Origin of the sequence: Streptomyces sp. NPDC058240, assembly GCF_042882135.1 — a bacterium.
Classification (GTDB): Bacteria; Actinomycetota; Actinomycetes; order Streptomycetales; family Streptomycetaceae; genus Streptomyces.
Map to the genome: position 1 here is coordinate 41,381 of NZ_JBHVWT010000002.1, position 20,823 is coordinate 62,203.

The 20,823-nt window shown below is 71.3% G+C and carries 24 protein-coding genes; 15 read left to right on the forward strand and 9 right to left on the reverse strand.

What is annotated here, in order from left to right; translation table 11 throughout:
* Positions 1–19 precede the first annotated feature (19 nt).
* Both ACFVX4_RS05410 and ACFVX4_RS05415 read right to left on the reverse strand, forming a co-directional pair.
* Positions 20–235 carry a DUF397 domain-containing protein gene (locus ACFVX4_RS05410; RefSeq protein ID WP_389972198.1) on the reverse strand — a complete coding sequence of 72 codons (216 nt, stop codon included), beginning with the start codon at positions 233–235 and terminating at the stop codon, positions 20–22.
* On the reverse strand, positions 232–1,068 hold the full coding sequence (locus ACFVX4_RS05415; protein ID WP_389972200.1) for a helix-turn-helix domain-containing protein: 837 nt from the start codon (positions 1,066–1,068) through the stop codon (positions 232–234). Before ACFVX4_RS05415 ends, ACFVX4_RS05410 begins: the two co-directional genes overlap by 4 nt.
* A 107-nt stretch (positions 1,069–1,175) precedes the next feature.
* On the opposite strand from ACFVX4_RS05415, the gene ACFVX4_RS05420 reads away from it, so the two are divergent.
* From ACFVX4_RS05420 to ACFVX4_RS05445, 6 genes are all read left to right on the forward strand, one after another.
* Positions 1,176–1,349, forward strand: a complete 174-nt coding sequence (locus tag ACFVX4_RS05420) for a hypothetical protein (RefSeq protein ID WP_389972202.1) — start codon at positions 1,176–1,178, stop codon at positions 1,347–1,349.
* A 296-nt stretch (positions 1,350–1,645) separates the two neighbouring features.
* Positions 1,646–2,104, forward strand: a complete 459-nt coding sequence (locus ACFVX4_RS05425; protein ID WP_389972204.1) for a carboxymuconolactone decarboxylase family protein — start codon at positions 1,646–1,648, stop codon at positions 2,102–2,104.
* 105 nt (positions 2,105–2,209) lie between these two features.
* Entirely contained in the window at positions 2,210–2,620 is a 411-nt protein-coding gene (locus tag ACFVX4_RS05430) for a fluoride efflux transporter FluC (protein WP_389972206.1), read from the forward strand.
* Positions 2,617–2,973 (forward strand): DUF190 domain-containing protein, encoded by a 357-nt coding sequence (locus tag ACFVX4_RS05435; RefSeq protein ID WP_389972208.1) that lies wholly within the window; start codon positions 2,617–2,619, stop codon positions 2,971–2,973. The genes ACFVX4_RS05430 and ACFVX4_RS05435 overlap by 4 nt, the downstream gene beginning before the upstream one ends.
* Entirely contained in the window at positions 2,970–3,344 is a 375-nt protein-coding gene (gene crcB, locus ACFVX4_RS05440) for a fluoride efflux transporter CrcB (RefSeq protein WP_266417165.1), read from the forward strand. Before ACFVX4_RS05435 ends, crcB begins: the two co-directional genes overlap by 4 nt.
* Positions 3,345–3,701: 357 nt before the next feature.
* Positions 3,702–4,466, forward strand: coding sequence for an SDR family oxidoreductase (locus ACFVX4_RS05445; protein ID WP_389972898.1), 765 nt, complete (start codon positions 3,702–3,704; stop codon positions 4,464–4,466).
* A gap of 16 nt (positions 4,467–4,482) precedes the next feature.
* Here ACFVX4_RS05445 and ACFVX4_RS05450 read toward each other — a convergent pair whose 3' ends face one another.
* A complete protein-coding gene (locus ACFVX4_RS05450; RefSeq protein ID WP_389972210.1) occupies positions 4,483–5,997 on the reverse strand; it encodes a DEAD/DEAH box helicase in 1,515 nt (504 codons plus the stop codon).
* 230 nt (positions 5,998–6,227) lie between these two features.
* A complete protein-coding gene (locus tag ACFVX4_RS05455; protein ID WP_093547863.1) occupies positions 6,228–6,431 on the reverse strand; it encodes a cold-shock protein in 204 nt (67 codons plus the stop codon).
* Positions 6,432–7,194: 763 nt separating this feature from the next.
* Between ACFVX4_RS05455 and ACFVX4_RS05460 the strand changes: the two genes are divergently transcribed.
* The 5 genes from ACFVX4_RS05460 to ACFVX4_RS05480 are packed head-to-tail and all read left to right on the forward strand — an operon-like array spanning position 7,195 to position 11,126.
* Positions 7,195–7,656 carry a hypothetical protein gene (locus tag ACFVX4_RS05460; protein ID WP_389972212.1) on the forward strand — a complete coding sequence of 154 codons (462 nt, stop codon included), beginning with the start codon at positions 7,195–7,197 and terminating at the stop codon, positions 7,654–7,656.
* 6 nt (positions 7,657–7,662) lie between these two features.
* A complete protein-coding gene (locus ACFVX4_RS05465; RefSeq protein WP_389972214.1) occupies positions 7,663–8,274 on the forward strand; it encodes a toxin in 612 nt (203 codons plus the stop codon).
* A gap of 46 nt (positions 8,275–8,320) precedes the next feature.
* Positions 8,321–9,643 (forward strand): MAB_1171c family putative transporter, encoded by a 1,323-nt coding sequence (locus tag ACFVX4_RS05470; protein WP_389972216.1) that lies wholly within the window; start codon positions 8,321–8,323, stop codon positions 9,641–9,643.
* On the forward strand, positions 9,640–10,236 hold the full coding sequence (locus ACFVX4_RS05475; RefSeq protein ID WP_389972218.1) for a hypothetical protein: 597 nt from the start codon (positions 9,640–9,642) through the stop codon (positions 10,234–10,236). Before ACFVX4_RS05470 ends, ACFVX4_RS05475 begins: the two co-directional genes overlap by 4 nt.
* Positions 10,237–10,277: 41 nt before the next feature.
* The gene (locus tag ACFVX4_RS05480; RefSeq protein WP_389972220.1) at positions 10,278–11,126 is read left to right on the forward strand and encodes a GNAT family N-acetyltransferase; all 849 of its coding nucleotides are present in this window, start codon (positions 10,278–10,280) and stop codon (positions 11,124–11,126) included.
* A 16-nt stretch (positions 11,127–11,142) separates the two neighbouring features.
* On the opposite strand, the gene ACFVX4_RS05485 is transcribed toward ACFVX4_RS05480, so the two are convergent.
* The 3 genes from ACFVX4_RS05485 to ACFVX4_RS05495 form a co-directional block, all read right to left on the reverse strand.
* On the reverse strand, positions 11,143–12,858 hold the full coding sequence (locus ACFVX4_RS05485; RefSeq protein ID WP_389972221.1) for a SpoIIE family protein phosphatase: 1,716 nt from the start codon (positions 12,856–12,858) through the stop codon (positions 11,143–11,145).
* 150 nt (positions 12,859–13,008) lie between these two features.
* Positions 13,009–13,281, reverse strand: a complete 273-nt coding sequence (locus ACFVX4_RS05490) for a DUF1876 domain-containing protein (RefSeq protein ID WP_389972223.1) — start codon at positions 13,279–13,281, stop codon at positions 13,009–13,011.
* A 70-nt stretch (positions 13,282–13,351) separates the two neighbouring features.
* Positions 13,352–14,059 carry an alpha/beta fold hydrolase gene (locus tag ACFVX4_RS05495; RefSeq protein WP_389972225.1) on the reverse strand — a complete coding sequence of 236 codons (708 nt, stop codon included), beginning with the start codon at positions 14,057–14,059 and terminating at the stop codon, positions 13,352–13,354.
* Between the two features lie 96 nt (positions 14,060–14,155).
* Here ACFVX4_RS05495 and ACFVX4_RS05500 point away from each other — a divergent pair, with 96 nt between their 5' ends.
* The 3 genes from ACFVX4_RS05500 (at position 14,156) to ACFVX4_RS05510 (ending at position 16,862) form a co-directional block, all read left to right on the forward strand.
* Positions 14,156–14,641: a peroxiredoxin gene (locus ACFVX4_RS05500; RefSeq protein WP_389972227.1), complete on the forward strand. Its 486-nt coding sequence runs from the start codon at positions 14,156–14,158 to the stop codon at positions 14,639–14,641.
* A gap of 108 nt (positions 14,642–14,749) precedes the next feature.
* Positions 14,750–15,259 (forward strand): hypothetical protein, encoded by a 510-nt coding sequence (locus ACFVX4_RS05505; RefSeq protein WP_385325767.1) that lies wholly within the window; start codon positions 14,750–14,752, stop codon positions 15,257–15,259.
* Between the two features lie 154 nt (positions 15,260–15,413).
* Positions 15,414–16,862 (forward strand): flotillin family protein, encoded by a 1,449-nt coding sequence (locus ACFVX4_RS05510; RefSeq protein ID WP_389972229.1) that lies wholly within the window; start codon positions 15,414–15,416, stop codon positions 16,860–16,862.
* Positions 16,863–16,932: 70 nt separating this feature from the next.
* Here the strand turns inward: ACFVX4_RS05510 and ACFVX4_RS05515 are convergent, their stop codons facing one another.
* Complete coding sequence (locus tag ACFVX4_RS05515; protein ID WP_389972231.1) at positions 16,933–17,328, reverse strand: nitroreductase/quinone reductase family protein; 396 nt, start codon at positions 17,326–17,328, stop codon at positions 16,933–16,935.
* Between the two features lie 30 nt (positions 17,329–17,358).
* Positions 17,359–18,450 (reverse strand): hypothetical protein, encoded by a 1,092-nt coding sequence (locus ACFVX4_RS05520; protein ID WP_389972901.1) that lies wholly within the window; start codon positions 18,448–18,450, stop codon positions 17,359–17,361.
* A gap of 556 nt (positions 18,451–19,006) precedes the next feature.
* Here ACFVX4_RS05520 and ACFVX4_RS05525 point away from each other — a divergent pair.
* Entirely contained in the window at positions 19,007–20,788 is a 1,782-nt protein-coding gene (locus ACFVX4_RS05525; protein ID WP_389972233.1) for an FG-GAP-like repeat-containing protein, read from the forward strand.
* Positions 20,789–20,823: the final 35 nt, after the last annotated feature.

Below are 20,823 nucleotides of genomic sequence, written 5' to 3' on the forward strand. Positions count from 1 at the left end.
TGCGCCGGACCTGGTGAGGTCAGACGGCGCCGAACCCTCCGGCCTTGACGCCCGCCACGAAGGAAGCGAACGAGGCAGCGGGAACGTTCAGCACCGGACCGCCGAGGTTCTTGGAGTCGCGGACGGGGACCACGCCACGCGAGGCGGCGAGATTGGCGGCGACCTCAACGCAGTTGCCGCCGTTGTCGCTGTACGAAGACTTGAACCAGCGGGGAGATTCGGTCGTGGTCGTCACGGGGTGCCCTTTCGTGCCTCACGGATCATGGCCACCGATGCCGCCTGGGACAGCGCTTCGGCCTGTAGCTGATGGTAGGCCGTCAACAGGGGCAGCACGGAAGTCGTATCGCGCTCCAGATGTCCCCGCATCTGGGATTCCGCGTACGCGATCACGGACAGGTCCGACAGCGTCAGCAGGTTCATCGGGAGATTGAACGGGCGGCGCTCCCCCATCTCGTACGGGGCGATCTGGAGCACGGTGTTCGGCAGCTCGGCGAACTCCAGCAGCCGGTCGAGCTGGGCCCCCATGACCTCGTCCCCGCCAACCCGTCTGCGGATACAGCTCTCGTCCATCACCACCAGCATCATGGGAGGGCGGGGCCGCACCAGCGTGGCCTGACGCTCTGCCAGGAACGAGACCCGCTCGGCTGCCTGTTCGGAAGCGATCGACCCTCGCCGCACGGCGCTGTCCGCCAGCACCCGGGCGTACTCCGACGTCTGCAACAGCCCGGGGATGACCCCGATTTCGTACAGCCGGATCTCTACTGCACGCCCCTCGTGCCCCACGTACTGCGGGAACCCCTCCAGCAGCGAACCGTGCCGGATCTCGCGGTACTGGCGTTCGAACGTGTCTGCCGTTTCCCCGGTACCGAAAACCTGGTCCGCATTGCGCGAGAACCGAAGAGTCGGCATCTTGCGACCAGTTTCGACGGCGGAGATGTGCGTGCCGGAGTAGCCCATCCGGTCGGCTAACTCCTCCTGTTTCCACCCGCGTTCCTCTCGCAAGCTGCGGATGCGGGCGCCAAAGGCGGCCTCCGGGCTGCTCTCGGGGTCCAAGTCCTTGCGGTTCAACGGCTGTCACCTGACTTTTCGCTCGTGCCCAACAAGTTGAAGCACTGCTGACTCTAGGCCAACCTGAGCTCCCTTAGTAGTGGAATGACTACGGAGAGGAGTTGTCTGTGCTCGCCGAGAACAGGCGTGAAGCAGAAGGCTGTTGTCCCGAGTGCCAGGAGCTCCGGCTGGCCGAGGCCCTCGCCAATGATCAGTACGACTACAGCGGGGCGACCGACTGCCGGGTGCTGCTCCAGCGCCACCGGAGCACGGCGGACTGCACGGAGCGGGGGTCGGTGTGAGGGATCAAGAACCTGAGCCCGAGCCGGAGTTGCCCGAGTTCAACCCGCTGCGCTGGCCACCGTGCGAGTGCGCGCGGTGCCGCTCCCGCGAAGGCGGCGATGCCGGGGACTCCACGTCGATACGGCAGCTCCGGGCCAGGGTCACCGAGGAGAACGGGCTGCGGAGCTCGCTCCGACGAACGCAGTGAGGCCCCGGCCGCCGCTCTCGTCACACTTCCCCTCCGCCTTCCGTCAGTGCAGTGAGGGCGCGGCGAGAACGCCACCGCGACCGCGACGGACAGCGGAGGAGAAACATCATGCAGCAGGCACGAATCCAGAACCCGGCCGAGGTCCTTCCCGAGGCCCTGCCGCCCGTGCTGGGCCTGGTCAAGGCCATCGGCAAGGGCGGGCTGCCGGAGACCACGCTCGAACTGGTCGGTCTGCGGGTGAGCCAGATCAACGGCTGCACCTTCTGCGTCGACGGGCACGTGCGCAACGCCCGGAAGGCCGGTGAGAGCGACGAGCGACTCTTCGCCGTGTCGGCCTGGAGCGACGCGCCGTACTTCACCGATGCCGAGCGTGCCGCGCTGGCGCTCGCGGAGCACGCGACCCGGCTCAGCGACCGCTCCGACCCGGTGCCCGACGCCATCTGGGACGAGGCAGCCCGCCACTTCAGCGAGAAGCAGCTCTCCGCCCTGGTCCTCGCGATCGGTCTGACGAACCTGTTCAACCGCATCAACGTCACCACCAAGCAGCCCCCGGGCAAGTCCTGGTAGGTCACGCACCGACGAAGAGGCCGACGGGCCCGCCCATGGTGCGGTGGGCCCGCCGAGGGCGGCGGCGATAGCCTGGTGCGTGTAGCAGGCAGGAGACATGTGCCCATGGGAGCCCCCAATCCGCAAGGATCCGTCGTCGCGGTGGTGGCACTCGGTGGTGCGATCGGAGCGTGTGCCCGCTACGGGGCCGCGCTGATCTGGCCCACCGCCCCGGGCGGCTTCCCGTGGACGACGCTGGTCGTGAACGCCGCCGGATGCGCGGTGATCGGTGTGTTCATGGTGGTGATCAGCGAGGTGTGGACGGCACACCGGCTGGTGCGGCCGTTCTTCGGTACGGGGGTGCTCGGCGGGTTCACCACGTTCTCGACGTACGCGGTGGACATCCAGCGCCTGATCGACGGCGACCGGGTCCGTGCCGCTCTCGGGTATCTGGGACTGACGCTGTTCGCGGCTCTCGCGGCGGTGTGGAGTGCGGTGTGGGCGACCCGCCGCGTGCTGGCCTGGAGGCAGCCATGACGACCCCGGAAACGGAACGGGCGCTGCGCCTGACGGTCCTCGTCGGCGAGTCCGACGGATGGCACCACCGGCCGGTCTTCGCCGAGATCGTGCACCGGGCGCACCGCGCCGGGCTGTCGGGTGCCAGCGTGTTCCGCGGGATCGAGGGCTTCGGCGCCTCGTCGATGATCCACACCCAGCGGCTGCTCTCGCTGAGCGAGGACCTGCCGGTGGCGGTCGTGATCGTGGACACCGAGGCGCGGATCCGCGCGTTCCTGCCGCTGGTGGAGGAACTGGTCGCGGACGGCGGTCTGGTCGTCCTGGACGAGTGCGAGATCGTGCGCTTCGGCGGCGGGCGGGAGCGGGGCCGGTGAACTGGCTGCTGGTGATCGTCGGGGCGGCGGTCGGGGCGCCCCTGCGCTATCTGACCGACCGGGCGGTGCAGTCCCGGCACGACAGCGTCTTCCCGTGGGGGACCTTCGCGGTCAATGTGTCGGGTTCCCTGATCCTGGGCCTGCTGACCGGCGCGGTGGCGGCCGGCGCCGCCTCCTCGCACCTGCAACTGCTGCTCGGCACGGGACTGTGCGGGGCGCTCACCACGTACTCGACGTTCAGTTACGAGACGCTGCGGCTGGCCGAGGACGGCGCCAGGTCCTACGCGGCGGCCAATGTCGTGGCGAGCGTGGCGGCGGGGCTAGCGGCGGTGTTCGCCGGGGTCGCGCTCGCGCGACAGCTGTGGGCTTAGCGGCGGGGCGGACGCGGGGCGGGAACGGTCGGCGTCCCCTGCCACCGCAATGCGAGGCGGAGGCAGGGGAACGCCGTTGAGGAGGAGCCGTCGCCGAGCGCCGGGCGATTCAACCCGCTCCGCGCCGACAGCGGTCCGTCAGCCGCCGACGCTAGGCAACCGTCCGCGCCCCGCGCCGGGCACCACGCCGGTGTCCGGACCAGCACCACCCCAACGGCAGGCGCCGCGATGCGCGCCGGTCCCGGCGCCGTCACCCGGCCGGCGGGCCTTGATCCACCGGCGCCCGCGGTGATTCGCTACGTGATCCGCACGACCATCGTGATCTTCATCGTCCCCGAGCGAAACGAGAGGCCTCCAGTGCCGGACACCAGCACCACTCCGTCGTCGCGCCCCGTCACCGTCGTCACCGGCGGCAGCCGGGGAATCGGTGCCGCCACCTGCATCCGTCTGGCGTCGGACGGCCATGACCTCGCCCTGGGCTTCGTGCACAACGAGGAGGCCGCCGAGCGGACCGCGGCGGCGGTCCGCTCGGCGGGGGCGCGCTGCGTCACCGTGCGAGTGGACACCGCCGAGGAGGCCGATGTGGAACGCCTCTTCGACACGGCGGCCGAGCGACTCGGCCCCGTCACCGGGCTGGTCAACAACGCGGGGGTGACGGGTCCGCTCGGGCGGCTCGCCGACACCTCCACCCGGACGCTGCGCCGCGTCGTCGACGTGAACCTCCTCGGCTACCTGCTGTGCTGCCGCCGGGCTGCGAAGGACATGGCGGCCGGCGGGGCGGGCGCGATCGTCAACGTCTCCTCGGCCGCCGCCACGCTCGGCAGCCCCGGGGACTTCGTCCACTACGCCGCCACGAAGGCGGCGACGGACGCGCTGACGCTCGGGCTCTCCAAGGAGCTGGGGCCCGACGGCATCCGGGTCAACGCGGTCGCGCCCGGCATGGTCGACACCGACATGCACGCCACGGCGGGCGACCCCGGGCGCGCGAACGCGGCCGTCCCCGGCATCCCGCTCGGCCGCGTCGGAGCCGCCCCGGAGATCGCGGCCGCCATCGCCTGGCTGCTGTCGGGCGAGGCGTCCTATGTGACCGGGACGGTCCTGCGGGTCGCGGGCGGCCGGTAGCGGGGCCGGGGACCGGCTACCCGCTGCGGTTGGTGCGGCGCTGCTTCGCGGCGGCGCGCGCCTCCGCGGTGGGCAGGTCGGAGCGGCGGGACCGGCCCGCCCTCGCGGGGCGGCTGCCCAGGCCCCGGAAGGACGTGCCACCGCTCCCGGCGCGCTCCGGCACCGGTGCGCCGCCGCCGACCGGCACCCCCGAGGGCTTGCGCGCGCCGGTGATCCGGCTCAGTTCGGCCTCGCCGGAACGGACCTGGGCGATCTGCGGGGTGATCCCGGCGTCGGCCATCAGCCGGGTCATCTCCCGGCGCTGTCCCGGCAGCACCAGCGTGACGACGCTGCCGGACTCACCGGCACGGGCGGTACGGCCGCCGCGGTGCAGGTAGTCCTTGTGGTCGCTCGGCGGATCGACGTTGACGACCAGGTCCAGGTTGTCGATGTGGATGCCGCGCGCCGCGACGTTCGTGGCGACCAGCACCGTGACCTGCCCGGTCTTGAACCGGTCCAGGGTGCGGGTGCGCTGCGGCTGGGACTTGCCGCCGTGCAGCGCGGCGGCCCGCACCCCGCTGTTGAGCAGATGGCCGGTGAGCTTGTCCACGGCGTGCTTGGTGTCCAGGAACATGATCACCCGGCCGTCGCGGGCCGCGATCTCCGTCGTGGTGGCGTACTTGTCCGTGCCCTGCACATAGAGCACGTGGTGCTCCATCGTCGTCACCGCACCGGCCGCCGGGTCGACCGAGTGGACCACCGGATCGTGCAGATAGCGGCGGACCAGCAGGTCGACGTTGCGGTCCAGGGTCGCCGAGAACAGCATCCGCTGGCCCTGCGGACGCACCTGGTCGAGCAGTTCGGTGACCTGCGGCATGAACCCCATGTCGGCCATCTGGTCGGCCTCGTCGAGGACGGTGACGGCGACCCGGTCCAGATGGCAGTCGCGGCGCTCGATGAGGTCCTTGAGCCGGCCCGGTGTGGCGACGAGGACCTCGGCGCCTCCGCGCAGCGCGGAGGCCTGGCGGCCGATCGACATGCCGCCGACGACGGTGGCCATGCGCAGCTTGAGCGCGCGGGCGTACGGGGTGAGCGCGTCGGTGACCTGCTGGGCCAGTTCCCGGGTGGGGACGAGGACCAGGGCCAACGGCCGCCGGGCGTCGGCCCGGTTGCCCGCGGTACGGGCCAGCACGGCCAGGCCGAAGGCGAGCGTCTTGCCGGAGCCGGTCCGGCCGCGGCCCAGCACGTCGCGCCCCGCGAGGGCGTTCGGCAGGGTGGCCGCCTGGATCGGGAACGGCGTGGTGACGCCCTCGGCGGTGAGCGCCGAAAGCAGCGGACCGGGCAGTTCCAGCTCCGCGAAGGCCGACACGGCGGGCAGCGCCGGAGTGATGGTCTTCGGCAGCGCGAACTCGCCCTGCACGGCGGCGGGCCTGCGGCCGGAACCGCCGGAACCACCGGAACGCCGGGCGGGCGCGCCGGAACGGCCCCCCGGGCCACGGGAAAACCGGTCGTTCGAACGTGCTGTGCGATCACGGTTACGGTCGCGGTCCATACGGAACCTTTCCTCGACAGGGCGCGTATCGAGGAATTCGCTGCGGCGACGGGCGGCGCAGGAATCGCAAGAACGGGCCGTTGACAAGCCTGGACGGAGCCCGGCTGCGAAAAATTCGGGGCGGCCGGCTCGGGCGGACCGGCGGAGAACAGCGAACCGGGGCCCGCACCCGGAGGTGCGGGTCCCGGTCGTGCAAGTCGTCTCAGCGCGTCGGCGCCGGAGCGGCGGGATCAGGCAGGGGTGATGTTCTCCGCCTGCGGGCCCTTCTGGCCCTGCGTGACATCGAAGTTCACCCGCTGGCCCTCCTGGAGCTCACGGAAGCCGGTAGCAGCGATGTTCGAGTAGTGGGCGAAGACATCGGGGCCGCCGCCGTCCTGCTCGATGAAACCGAAGCCCTTTTCCGCGTTGAACCACTTGACGGTGCCAGTAGCCATGTTTTATCTCCTTCATGGGGGGCAGTTCCCGGGGATTCGCACGGTGCGGATCCCACGTCGCCGCAATGATTACCCCATCCGGAAAGCACCGGAAAACACAGAAGCGCGGCCCTCGGCACATTGAGCCGGGGAGGGCACTTGGAGTCTTCGGGAACCACAACTGCAACTGCTTCCAGAATAGCACGACGGAAGCAACCGGGCTCGGCAAGTAATTGAACTCCGACGGATGATAAATAAATTCACGCGGGACATTGCGTGAAATCCTTTTCCGTCGGCACGTGAAATTCCGTTCCGCCGGCGACGCACATTCGCCCGCCCGGCCCGCGCACCCGCGCTCCCATCCGGCGAGCACCCCCGCCGACCCGCCGCCACCGCGCCGCGCGGCCCCGCCTGACCGCCCGCCGCCCCGGAGGCTGCTTGATGACGGCCTGACCAGCAGTCATAATGCAGGTGTAGCCCTTCACGCATCCCCCGTCGTGAAGGGCTACACCTATGCCCGCGCAACATGTATGTGCGTCATGCACCTTTTGTCTGCGGTGAATTCACACGGAACGCGTCGATTTCACGGGCAGGGGACTCCCCTCGTGGTCCCCTGCCCGTGTTTTTTCGAGTTAACAGTGACGTAGCGTGTTTACGCAAGCCCGTTCCCGTACCGCCTACCGGACTGAGGGCACCACGTCAGGGTTCGTTACAGTACGAGCCCGTTGACCGAATCGACGACTGCGAACGCCGGTCGGACGGGAGCGGATACGTGGGGGGCCGGATGGACAGCGTCGAGGAACGCACGCCGGAGCTGCGGACGTTGCAGCAGAAGGTCGAGTACATGGTGGAGAAGACGTTCCCCGGCCAGAAGATCTCGGGGCGCGTCTTCGCCGATCTGGTCAAGGAACGCGGCGGCTCGCTCTCGCACAGCTACTTCTCCAACATCCTGGCCGGAAAGGTCACTCAGCCCTCCGAGGACATCCTCAAGGCGCTCGGTCTGGGCTTCGGCGTGGACTGGCGGTTCTTCAAGGAGGAGTCCGAGGTCGTCGACGATGTCGTCGCCGGTCTGCAGTTCCTCGCGATGCGGCGCACGGGGGAGATCAGCGGGGTGGCCGGGCGCGGCCTCGACGAGGACGGACTCCCGCCGGAGCTGCTGCAGTTCGCGCTCTCCCTGCTGGAGGACGCCAGGGGCCGGCAGGGCGCGGCCGACGGTGGCGCCGCCCCTGGCGAGCCGGAGAAGTAGCCCTCCATGTCCCTGCGCGAACTACGGAAGGAGTGCGAGGCCGGGCTGGCCGACCTGCCCATCCCCGCCCCCTTCTCCATCGACGCACTGGTGGCGAACATGGAGGCCGCCCGCGGCCGCACCATCGTGCTGCACGAGATGCCCGACCGGCTGGCCCGCGTCAACGCCGCCTGCGGGCTGCGCCTGAAGACCGGCGGGACCAGCTTCGTGCTCTACCGCCGCCGGCCCACCGCGTACCAGACCCAGCACGTGATCCTGCACGAGCTGTGCCACGAGTGGTTCGACCACGGCACCTCCCTCGACCCGGAGCAACTCCGTCGCCTGCTGCCGGTCTTCGACACCTCGCTGATCACCCGGGTCCTCGGGACCGAACCCCCGCCGTCGCCGCAGCCGCCCCCGGTCGTGGCCGAGATCGCCGACGCGCTCCGGTCGGGGGACGGCACCGTGCAGGCCCGCGCGCAGTACGACACCCACGACGAGCGCATGGCCGAGTTCGGCGCCTCGCTCATTCCCCGGATGGCCATGGACGTGACGAGCGACGACATGGTGGGGCGGCTGGCCAACTCCCTCTCCCGCCCGGTCGCCAACCGCCGTCGCGGCCTGTTCCGCCGCAGCTGACACCGCACGTCTCCCGTCCCTCGTCCCCCACCCCAAGGACTCCGCCGTGACCCCGCTCGACCTCGCCGGCTACCTCATAGCCGTCCTGATGACGGCCGTCGCCCTGTGGCGCATGCCGGCAGCCCTGTGGGGCGACGAAGAAGACAAGCGCCGCCGGGCCCTCTGGGGCTGCTACGCGGGCTTCGCCGCCGCCCTGTGGACCAAGACCCGGGCCGTGCGGATCGCGCTCAACGACAGCGCCGTCACCGACCTCGCCGTCCTGATCAAGCACTACACGGCGACGATCGCGATCCTGGCGATCCTCAGCTACATCGTCGCGATCTACGGCCAGTACCCCGACGCCGGAACCGTCCCGCGCCATGTCCGGTTCGCCCGTGCCATCCAGCAGGTGGCGGCCAAGGCGTCGATCGCCACGCTGGTCCTGCTGACGGTGCTGTTCTTCACCGTCGTCGACCGTTCCGTCCCCTCGGACCGCTTCGTCGCCGACCACGCGGGACAGTGGGGGGCCACGCTGTACATGAGCGTGTTCTACCTCTACCTGGGTGCCGCGTCCGCCGTCTGCGCGTACCAGTGGGCGCTGGCCACCGCCGGTGCCGGGCTCCGCCATCTGCGGGTGGGCCTCGGGATGATGACCTTCGCCATGTTCATCGGGGTCGGCTACACCGTCAGCCGGACCCTGTTCCTGTGGGTCAGCGTCGTCGACACCCCGAGCGAGTCCTTCGCGCTCCGCTTCGACGAGATCACCGAGGCCGCACAGGTGGTGCTCTTCGCCTTCTTCGCCGTGGGCGCCTCCATCCCCGCCCTCAGCAAGGGACGGCGGCGCGCGAAACTGTGGCGGGCCCAGGTCAAACTGCACGGCCTCTGGCGCGAGTTGATGACCGCCTTCCCCGAGCAGCCCTTCGACCCCCCGGCCTCGCTGGCCCGCGAACTCACCCGCTTCGACACCCCCGCGGACCTGCGGATCGACCGCTGGGCCGCCGACATCGCGGACGCGGTGGAGAAGCTGCGCCACTACGTGCCCGACACCCTGCTCCCGGCCGCGAAGGCCGCCGCCGCCGCGGCGGCGGACGGCAGCACGGACCCGGACCGGGCGGGCCCGCTCGCCGAGGCGTACTGGATCAAGGCGGCGCTCACCGCGAAGAACAGCGGTGCGCCCGCCTCGACCGCCGCCGCGGTGGAGACCCAGCACGCCACCGACCAGGACGGCGAGGTGGCCTGGCTGGTCCGGGTGGCCACCGCGTACCGGACGGTCCCGCAGGACCGGGCGGCACAGGTGCTGGCGGATGCCGCACCCGCCGGACCCGGCCCGTCCACGGCATCCGCGACCACCGGCCCGGCCCGCACGGCCTCCACCGAGGAGACAGCATGACCTCCACCGACGCCCCCGCATCGCCGTACACCGGCGCCGCGCGCACCGTCACCGACGTCTTCCAGCCCCGCAACGTCCTGCTGATCGGCATGCTCGGCATCGGCCTGGCCGCCGCCGGTCACTGGACCGGCCTGCTCTGGGGATTCCTCGGCGCCCTGTGCGCGGGCCTGATACCCGCCGGGTACATCGAGTGGGAGCGCGGGCGCGGCACCTGGGGCGACCGCCATGTCGTCGACCGCACCAAGCGGGCCCCGATCTTCTTCGTCATCCTCGGCTCCATCGGCACCGGCTCGGTGGTGATGGTCCTGGGCCATGCCCCCACCGGCATCCTCGTGGCGATGCTCGCCCTCTGGGCGATGACCGTGATCCTGCTGGCCGTCAACACGGTCTGGAAGATCTCGGTGGACGCCGCGGTCGCCTCGGCCGTCGTCGCCCTGCTCGCCGCGGTCCACTCGCCGTGGTGGCTGCTCGCCTACGTGATGACCGTCGCCGTGTGCTGGTCGCGCGTCGCGCTCGGATACCACTCGGTGGCCCAGACGGTCGCCGGGGCGTCGCTGGGGGCCGCGACGGCGGGCGCGTTCCTGCTCGTCTGATCCGCCGTTGAAACGGCCGTCCGGTGGGGTACAGGTGCCCCGTGCCGAACTTCGAGATCACCACCGCAAGCGCCGACGACCTCACGATGCTCGCCGAATGGGCCCACGAGGAGAGCTGGAATCCCGGACTGACCGACCGCCACGCCTTCTTCGCCGCCGATCCGCGCGGCTTCCTGATCGGCCGCCTCGACGACGAGCCGGTCTCCTGCGTCTCCGTCGTCCGTTACGGCTCCGGCTTCGGGTTCCTCGGCTTCTACCTCACCCGCCCGCACCTGCGCGGCCAGGGGTACGGCATCCGGCTGTGGCAGGCCGGCATGGCACGGCTGGACGGGCGCAACGTCGGCCTCGACGGGGTGGTGGCCCAGCAGCCCAACTACCGCAAGTCCGGCTTCCGTTCCGTGTGGACGAACATGCGCTACGAGGGTCTGCCACCCGCCGGCCTGCCCGCCCCGGCCGGTACGGAGCTCGTCGACGGCCGCTCCGTCCCGTTCGACCGGCTCGCCGCCTACGACCGCCGCTTCTTCCCGGCCGACCGTGACAGCTTCCTCGCGCCGTGGATCGCCCACCCCACGCGCACCTCGCTGGCCGCCGTCCGCGACGGGGAACTGTGCGGTCTGGCCGTGCTGCGCCCCTGCCGTACGTCGTCCCGCATCGGTCCCGTGTACGCGGAATCGCCCGAGGTGGCCGGCGCCCTGGTCGGCGCGCTGGCGGCGACCGATCCCGGCGTCCCGGTCGCGATCGACGTGCCCGACGTCAACCCGGCGGCCGTGCGTCTCGCCGAACAGCTGGGCCTCACCCCGTCGTTCGAGACCGCCCGGATGTACACCGGCCCGGCACCGGACGTCGACCACACCGGGCTGTTCGGCATCACCAGCCTGGAGCTGGGCTGACGCCGCCCGGACGGGGTCAGGTGGCGTCGGGCGTCCACGCCTGCGGGTTCCGGGTGCGGGAGGCCAGCACCGCTATGTCGTCCTCGGCACCCGGCCCGAACCGTTCGAGGACCTCGTCCAGCAGGTCGTCGAGGCTGCCGCCGACCGGCAGGACCAGCTCCTTGAGACGGCCGACCGAGACGTCGATGTCCTCGCCGCGCCGCTCGACCAGACCGTCGGTGTACAGGAACAGCACCGCGTCCGGCTCGAACTCCAGCAGCGTCGTCCGGTACCCGCCGAACCCGGTCCCCAGCGGTGGCCCCACCGCCATCTCCTCGCACACCCTGGCCCCCGCCCGCGGATCGATCAGCACCGGCGGCAGATGCCCGGCGCTCGCCACCTCGCACGCCCCGCCGAACCGGTCGACGACGGCCAGCAGACAGGTCGCCGCCCGGTCCAGGCCGGACCGCTCGACCATCCGGTCCAGCTGTTCCAGGATCCGGTGCGGCGGCAGCTCGTCGTCGGCGAGCATCCGCAGCAGGGAGCGGTAGTGGCTCATGGCGACCGCCGCCTCCACCCCGTGCCCCATCACATCGCCCATCGCCTTGAGGTGCCGGCCGTCCCGCAGCGGGATGACGTCGAACCAGTCGCCGCCGACCATCACGCTGCGGTCGGCCGGCAGATAGCGGGTGGCGATCTCGATGTGCGGGTGCGGCGGGCGCGGTTCGGACAGCAGGGAGCGCTGGAGCTCCAGGGCGATGGTGTGCTCGTGGGCGTACCGGCGTGCGTGGTCGAGATCGACGGCGGCCCGGCCTGCGAGTTCCCGGGCGACCACCACGTCCTCGTCCGTGAAGACCGGTGAGTCGCCCGCCCGGATCAGGCCGAGGATGCCGAGCGGGCCGCTGCGCACGGTGACGGGCACGATGACCGCCGAGTGCATCCCGAGGGCGCGGTAGGCGGCGAGCCGTTCGGGGCCGGGGGCGGAGCGGACGAGCTGTTCGTCGGAGGTGAGGTTCTCCACCACCGGCTGGTTGGCCGCCAGGCAGCGCTGTACCGCCGCGCCCTCCTGGTAGTCGATGTACTCGCCGGTCAGCCCGAACCCGTCCAGCTCGTCGTTCAGTCCGGGCACGGCCCGCAGCGCCGCCCGCCGCAGCCGCAGCACCCCGGGGGGTGCGGGCCGGACCGGTGCGGCGACGTCGGGCGGAAACACCTCGACCGTCGCGAGGTCCGCCAGCCCCGGCACGACGAGGTCGACGAGTTCGGCGCACGTGGTGTCCATGTCGAGGGTGGTGCCGATCCGGGCGGCCGCGGTGTCGAGCAGGGTCAGATGCCGCCGGGCCTGCTCCAGCTCGCGCTGCTCCTTGTCCGCGGCCATGACCTCCAGCACGATCCCGGCCAGGCCCACGACCCGCCCGTCGGACTCCAGCCGGTGGAACGCCCCGTGCCAGTACCGCCGGACCGTGGCGTCCTGGGCGGTGAAGCCGCTGATGGTGATCTCGCGTGGCTTCCCATCGGCCAGCACCGCCCGCATCATGTCCTCGCGCGCGTCGAGCCCCGGAAGGACCTCGGCGACGGTGCGTCCGAGGTGTTCGGCGGCCGGGATGCCGTTGATCCGTTCGAGGGCCGGATTGACGTAGAGATAGCGCAGCCCCGTGTCGAGCACGCTCACCCCGGCCATGGTGCCGCCGACCAGAGCCGCGAGGTCGCGGGGGTCGAACGGCACAGGGCTGTCGGCGTACGCATCGGCCTGCACGTCAACCTCCTGGGCGGGCGCGGACCACCCGCTGCCCGGCCCTCAATCGTCGGCCGCCCGCACCCGCCGCGCATCCGCAGACCGGAACCGCCGGGCCGGCGCCCGCCGTGCGGACGGGGTCCCGGGGCAGGTGTGGGCCCCGGCCCCGCGTCAGATCAGCGGGTGCGAGGTCCGGCCGGACGCCTCGTCGATCTCGTCATGCGCCTTCGTCAGCATCTTCATCGCCAGTTCGTTGAGCGCTCTGGCTCCCGCGATCTCCTCGCCCACCCTCGGCTGGTCCTTGTCGGAGGGATGGCGGCTCGCGTATCCGTGGGCCCGCACCTCGGTCCCGTCGGGCAACCGCACCAGGGCGGCCGCGCGGGTGCGGTGGGTGTCCTCATCGAATTCGAGCTCCACATGCCACCCGACAGTTGTCATCACCATGACGATCACCTCCCTACCAGGGTGCTCCCGTTCCCCCGCCCCTGCACCACGGCACCGGCCCCCGGTTCCGTCACGCCCCCAGCAGGTCCAGGTCGAGGGTGCCCGCCACCGCCGGGGCGTCCGGCGGGAGCCGGAGGGCGGTCGCGACCGGCCCGGGGAGCGGGCCCAGGCCCAGCAGACCGGTGACGATCCGGGCGGTCAGCGCGTGCCACTCCCCGGCGCGCCGGAGCATCGCGTGGTCGCTGCGCCGGATCGCGACCAGACAGGAGCGGGCACCGACCAGCCGGGCACGGGCCGTGAGGCGCTGGGACGCGCGGGGGCTCGTGATGCGGTCGCGGGTGCTGTGCAGCAGGGCGACGTCGCGGCCCGCGAGCTGGTCGACCGGATCGTCCGCCGGACACCACGGGGCGAGGCCGACCACCCCGCGCACCAGCGGGTGACCGGCCGCGCGCAGGGCGGCGCGGGCGCCCATCGAGTGGCCGACCAGGACCACCGGGATCTCCCCGGCCTCGCGGCCGAGGGCGTCCAGGGCGCGTACGGCGTCGTGCAGCGGGTCCTCGCGTGGGCCGTTCCAGCCGCGGTGGGCGTAGCGGACGGTGCGTACGAGAACGTCTCCGCCGCCGCCCGTCGCCCCGGCGATGGTCCGGGCGAAGGGGCGCATCCGCATGCCGGGCAGATTCAGCGGGCCGGGCAGCGGCGCGGCCAGGCCCGTCTCCGCGCCGCCGTGCAGCAGGAGCACGGCCGCGGACGGGCGGACGGCGGACGGCGGTGCTGCCATACGTACCTCCTGGTGCGGGAGCCGGACCCGTACCGAGCATGCTGTACGGAACACGGACGGAAAAACCCGGCAGCACCGGACCACGGAGGAACCGACATGGGATCGTCACCACAACTCGGCCTGATCGCCCCGGACTTCACCCTGCCGGGCGGCCGGCTCGCCGGCGAGGACTTCGAACGCCGCGACTACGACCTCGCCGCGGCGCGCGGTCGTGCCGTGGTCCTCGCGTTCTACCCGGGCGACAACACGGCCGTGTGCACCAAGCAGCTCTGCTCGTACTCCTCGGGCATGGAGGCCTTCGGCGAGCTCGACGCGGAGGTCTGGGGAATCAGTCCACAGGGTGTGGACAGCCATGAGTCGTTCGCCCGCGCCCACGGCCTGCGGATGCCGCTGCTCGCGGACACCGGGCGGGAGACCGCGCGGGCGTACGGCGTCGCGGCGCCCGGGATCGGGGTGCGCCGCGCGATCTTCCTCATCGGCCCGGACGGGGTGCTGCGCTGGAAGCATGTCGCGCTGCTCGGTGCCACGTACCAGTCGCTCGACACACTGACCGAGCAGCTGTCCGGCATCAAGAACGCGTAAAAGATTGCCGGGACCCGGCAGTACGGGCTGCCGGGCACGTATGGGATCATCCAGCCAGTTCGACGGAAAAATTCGGGGGATTTCGGAGATCTCGGGGAGGGTGATCACGTGACCTTGTTTCTCGGTCTCGGCATTGCGGGAATCGTCCTGCTCGTGCTGTCCCTGATCTTCGACGGAATCCTCGAAGGTCTCTTCGGAGGCGTACTGGACGGCCTCTTCGACGGCCTCCTGTCCCTCCCGGTCATCGCGGGATTCCTCTCGATGCTCGGCTTCGGCGGCGCGATCGTGCTCGGCACCACCGGCGCCGGCACGGTCGCCGCGACCGCCGCCGGAGCGCTGGCCGGGCTGGTCGCGGCCTGGCTGACCTGGAAGTTCAGCCGGGCCCTGATGCGGGACCAGACCAGTGCCACACCGCGCAGCGACGACCTCGTCGGCACGTCCGGGTCGGTCGTCACGGCCATTCCGGCCGACGGCTACGGCGAGGTCCTGCTGCGACTCGCGGGCCAGCACGTGAAGCTGGCGGCGAAGAGCGCGGTGCCGGTCGCACGCGGCACCGAGATCTGGGTGGAGGCCGCGTTGTCGGCCACCTCGGTCGCGGTCCGGCCCGTCGAGCGCTGAGCCCGGCCCGTCGAACGCCGAGCCCGACCCATCGGGCACCGAGTCAGACCCGTCGGGCGCCGACCACCGCCCGAGCCGATCCACCGTGCCGCACCGCGGCACACCGCCCGAAACCGAGCTGCCGTCCCCTCAGGGAGGCAGGGGGGACACCCTTATGAGCCCAGTCGTGACCGCAGTCGCCGGAGTCGTCGTACTCCTGGTGCTGCTCGCACTCGTCGTCATCACCCGCTACAAGGTCGCCGGGCCCAGCGAGGCGTTCATCATCACCGGCCGCCGCGGCAAGAAGTCGACCGACCCGGTGACCGGCCGCACCAGCATCGACAACAGCGGCCAGAAGGTCGTCGTCGGCGGCGGAGTCTTCGTCGTCCCGTTCGTCCAGCAGAAGTTCACCCTGGACCTCTCCAGCCGGCACATCCCGATCGCGGTGCGCGGCGCCGTCACCCTGCGCGGCGTGAAGTCCAACCTCGAAGGCGTCGCGATCGTCAAGGTCGGCGGCAGCGAGGAAGCGATCCGGGCCGCGGCCCAGCGCTTCCTCCAGCAGCAGGACGGCATCGTCGGCTTCACCCAGGAAGTGCTCTCCGGTGCGCTGCGCGCCATCGTCGGCCGGATGTCGGTCGAGGACATCATCCGCGACCGGGCCGCGTTCGCCGGCCAGGTGGCGGAGGAGGCCGAGGCCAGCCTCTCGGGCCAGGGCCTGATCCTGGACGCCTTCCAGATCCAGGACATCACCACCGAGGGCTCCTACCTGGAGGACCTCGGCCGCCCCGAGGCCGCCCGCGCCAAGCAGGAGGCGGACATCGCCGAGGCGATCGCCAAGCGGGCCTCGGAGCAGGCCCGGCTGAAGGCCGCCGAGGAGATCGCCATCGCCGAGCGGACCTTCTACCTCAAGCAGGCCGAGATCAAGGCCGAGACGGAAGCCGCCGCGGCCAAGGCCAACGCGGCGGGCCCGCTCGCCGAGGCCGCCCGCCAGCAGGAGGTCCTCCAGGAGCAGGAGAAGGTCGCCGAGCGCCAGGCCGCGCTGACCGACCGCGAGCTCGACACCAAAGTCCGCAAGCCCGCCGACGCCGCCCGCTACCAGGCCGAGCAGGAGGCCGAGGCCCGCCGGATCGCCCAGGTCAAGGAGGCCGAGGCGGACGCCGAGCGCTCCCGGCTGACCGGTCAGGGCGAGAAGCTGCACCGCTCGGCGCTCGCCGACGCCGTCCGCATCGAGGGCGAGGCGGAGGCCGCGGCCATCGCGGCGAAGGGTGCGGCCGAGGCCGAGGCCATGCAGAAGAAGGCCGACGCGTTCGCGCAGTACGGCGATGCGGCCGTGCTCCAGATGCTGGTGGAGGTGCTGCCGCAGGTCGTCGCCAAGGCGTCCGAGCCGCTGAGCGCCATCGACAAGATGACCGTGATCTCGACGGACGGCGCGAGCCAGCTGTCGCGTACCGTCACCGACAACGTCGCCCAGGGCATGGAACTCCTCAGTTCCACCACGGGAGTCGACCTCCCCGCCCTGCTGAAGAACCTCAAGGGCTCGGGCTCCCGGGCGGAGGTCCCGGCCCAGCCGGAGGCCGCCGCCCAGGACGGCAGCCAGAACGGCAAGATCGAGATCACCGACTGATCCGGCGGACCAACACCCGTACGTGCCCGGACGGTTGCGCACCGTCCGGGCACGCCCATGTCCGGACCCGTCAGTCCGCGAGATCCACCCGCACCGTCAGCAGCTCCGTACCCAACGTCCGCACCACCGCACTGTTGTAGCGCGGCAGCGACCTGAGCCGGGCGCGGGCGTCGTCCTCAGGCAGCGGGCGCGCGATCCCGTCGTACCAGCGGCCCGCGATGCGGACCCGGACCCGCGGGTCGGCCCGGATGTTGCGGATGTACTGAGACTTCTCGCCGAACTCCGAGACCAGCCAGAACTCCTGACCGGTACGCCGGCCACCGACCGGCGTACGACGCGGCAGCCCGGACGCACGGCCGGTCGTCTCCAGCAGGATCTGTCCCGGGCTGCGCCTGGCGAGCGGATTGACGACGTGCCGCTGGAGCGACGTGACCGCCCTGAACCTCAGATCCCGAAAGCCCGCCATCGCGTGTCCCTTCCGCCGGTGCCCGTGAGCTTACGACCCTGCCGCCGCATCGCGGACGCTGCCGGAAACGGGCGTGGCGGCGAATCCCGCGAACGACCCCTCTTCCCCTACTCGCCCCTGCCCCTGCTCGCTCCCGATGATCGCAGCGACCCGCTCCCGCCAAGGCAGCGGATCGGGTTCGCTCTCCGCCTCGGCCCGCCGGGCCGCCCAGTACGCCCGGCTCGCCTCGCGGGCACACGGCCCGCACAGTGCCTCGTCCCCGACCGGCCGGAAGACGTGCTCCTCCCCCTCCCCACCACAGACCACGAACTCCCTTACCGGCAGGGGCGCCACGGACGGAGTCGGCGCAACAACCGGCGCCGGAAGCTTCTGCACGAGCCGGTGGCGCAGGAACCCGACAGCGGACCGTACGCCGTCCTTGGGCAGCTCACTGGTCAACGCCCGCCGCAGATCCGCAGCACTCACGCCGCGCCGAATCCACTCGGCAGCGACCTCGGCCAGCCCCCGCGCCTCCCGCACCCCGAGGTGCAGCTGAGGATTCGCGTGCCTCAGCGAGAGCAACACCCGTTCGCCCTCCCCGACTTCGGAAGCTACGAACTCTTCGGACGCTTCGGACGCTTCGGATGCTTCGGACGCTTCGGACGCTTCGGAGGGTGGGTGGGAGCAGTTCTCCCCAAGTTCTTCATCTACCGGTTCATAGCCACCGACCGTCCGGCCCCCCGGCTCACCGACGGCCGGATTCCGCGCACCCGGACGGGCGGCCGAGGCCGCAGGAACCGGCGGGGCACCAACCCTGTCGTTCCGCACCGCGGCAGCCTGTTCAACCGTCAGGGGCACATTGGCAAAGAGCTGGTCGGTCACCCAGAATCCGCGGTCCCCCTGCCGCTTCCACTCGTGCACGAACCCGACCGTGATCAGCTGCCCCTTGGCCTTCTGATACGCCCGCCCCGTGATCCCGAGCTTCTTCGCGTGCTCACTGAGCGCCTTGTCGGCCTGCTCTTCGGGAAGCCCCTGTACGTACAGGAGAAGAATCTTCGCGTCACTGCTCAGACGCGGATGGCGCACGACATCGTGCGAAGCCTTCGTGAAGCGCCGAGAGGGCGCGATAGCATGCCAAAGCATCCCGGTGGACTTCTCTTCCACTCGTGGTGAAGGCCCTCGGAATGGTGCTGCTAACACCCCCGGGGGCCGCCCCATGCGCAGGAGCACACAGAGCGTGATGACGCGATCACGGTACCGCATGGAATCGGCGCCTTGCGCCACAACCGGAAATCCCCGGCCCAAGCCGCCCGGTCTGCGCGAAAGAGCGCTTCTCAGGGCGACTTGACCAACCCCGGGGACCCGACCGCGAGTCGCGGGGGCGAGCGAGGCGGCGCGGTGTTGTGCGGCAGCATGAGGCGGGAACGTTCCCTGTGAGGGCCGGGCGGCCGCGTTCCGGACCGTTGACGCCCGAACATCTGAGAGAGGTCATCGATGTTCTTCGGAACCTGACGATCCCGAGGTCGTCGCCCGCATACGGGCGGCCCATACCCTGGCGTGCGGCATCCTCGGGGCAGCCCCTGGTGTCCGGCCATTCGGAAAAGGACCGCGTGAAGCGTGGGGATGGCGTGGACGCACGCTGGGCAGGCCCGTCACCGGGCCACGCGGGCCCGGATGGCTGCGCCTCGTCCACAGCCCGGTGGACAAGGCGAGCGGCAAGTTGTGGACCGGCCCGGAGGACGCCGAGCGGCAGTTGCCCCAGCGTGTGCCTCGCCCTCGCCTGCACCTCGTACGGCAGTGGGCGGAGGGGGAGAACGCCTACAGGGCCGAGCTGTACGACTACGTCGTCGGCGGAACCCTCTCGCCCACCCCGGTGCCGGCCGCCGCACTCCGCCTGACGAGAGCCTGGTGGGACGACCTCCGCCAGGCCCTCGGCCATCTCGCAGTGGTCCGTACCGAGCGCACGGCCGTACGTCAGGCATACCTGGACCGCACCATGCCGAAGTACCTCGCCTTCCTCGACGGCCCGGTCCCTACGACGCCGCCCGCGTGGTCCACCGCACACGGCGACCTGCACTGGGCCAACCTCACCGGTCCCGAACTCGGCATCCTGGACTGGGAAGGCTGGGGCACCGCCCCGGCCGGCTACGACGCCGCCCTGCTGCACGCCTACAGCATCGGGATGCCGGAGACCGCCGAGCGCGTCCGCGATGAACTTTCCACCGCACTCGACAGTGACGCCGGGCGCTTCGCGGAGCTGGTGGTCATCACCGAACTCCTCCAGAGCGCCGAACGCGGGGACAACTCGGAACTCGTTCCCGCACTGCGGCAGCGGGCCGGCGAGGTCTGGCACCGGCCCCTGGTACGCGGTGCGCTCGGCGGCCACCGGCGTCTGGCAGCCGTACACGCAGCCCTTCTCCACCCACAAGAAGGTGCGCGCGGTGAGCGCGGCCGCCACCTCGGGCGGCACGGTCACGGTGACCGGCGGGAGGGCTACTCGGGCGAGGAGTACACGATGGCCGCCGTCTTCAAGGGCGGCACCTGGTCCGCCCCGCGGCGGCTGAGCGCGACGAGTGCCCAGTCCACCGGGGCGCCCCAGGTGGCTGCCGATGCGCTCGGCCGGCCCGTCGTGCTGTGGGACGAGTACAAGCTGGCCGAGACGAACAGCATCGTCCTGGACGGTGTCCAGCAGGCCACCACCACCAGCCGCGCGCTGCCCAAGTGGGGTGACTACACGGACGACGGCAAGTCCGACCTGTTCGGCCGGGGCAGCGCCGGGCTGAAGGTGTACGCGGGCGACGCGACGAAGCTGTCCGCGGGGCAGCGCGCGAGCAGCTGGCCTTCGGGCACGCTCGTGCTGCCGTACGGCGACCTCGACGGCGACCGCTGCAACGACGTGTTCGTCCGCTACCCGAAGGGCGAGGCCCGCGTCTACCCGACGGTCTGCGGCGGGCTGCCCGACCAGCAGTCGTTCCACGTCAAGGTCTCCTCGGACTGGAGCGGGTACGACGCGGTCGTCTCGCCCGGCGACGTGACGGGCGACGGCCGGGCCGACCTGCTGACCCGGTCCGCCTCGACGGGGAAGCTGTACGTGTACGCGAACAACGGCGCGGGCGGCTTCAAGGCCCGCTCGCTCGCCGGGTCCGGCTTCGGCGGCTACAAGAAGCTGCTCGCCGCCGGGGACCTCGACGGCGACGGCAAGAACGACCTGCTGGCCCTCGACGCGTCGAACGAGCTGTGGCGGTTCCGAGGGACCGGCACCGGCACCTTCAAGCCCCGGTCGCTGGTCTTCAAGGACTGGGGCACCTCCTACAAGGACGTGGTCGGCGGGCTCGACCTGTCCGGTGACGGCCGGGCCGACCTGATCTCGCTCGACAAGACCGGCCACGCCTGGCTGAACCGGGGCAACGGCCAGGGCGGCTTCGGCAACCGGTCGCAGGCCGGCAAGACCACGAACTGGTCGGCCATCCGCATCTCCTAGCGGCGCCGTCTGGACAAAAGAGAAGCCCCGGGCCG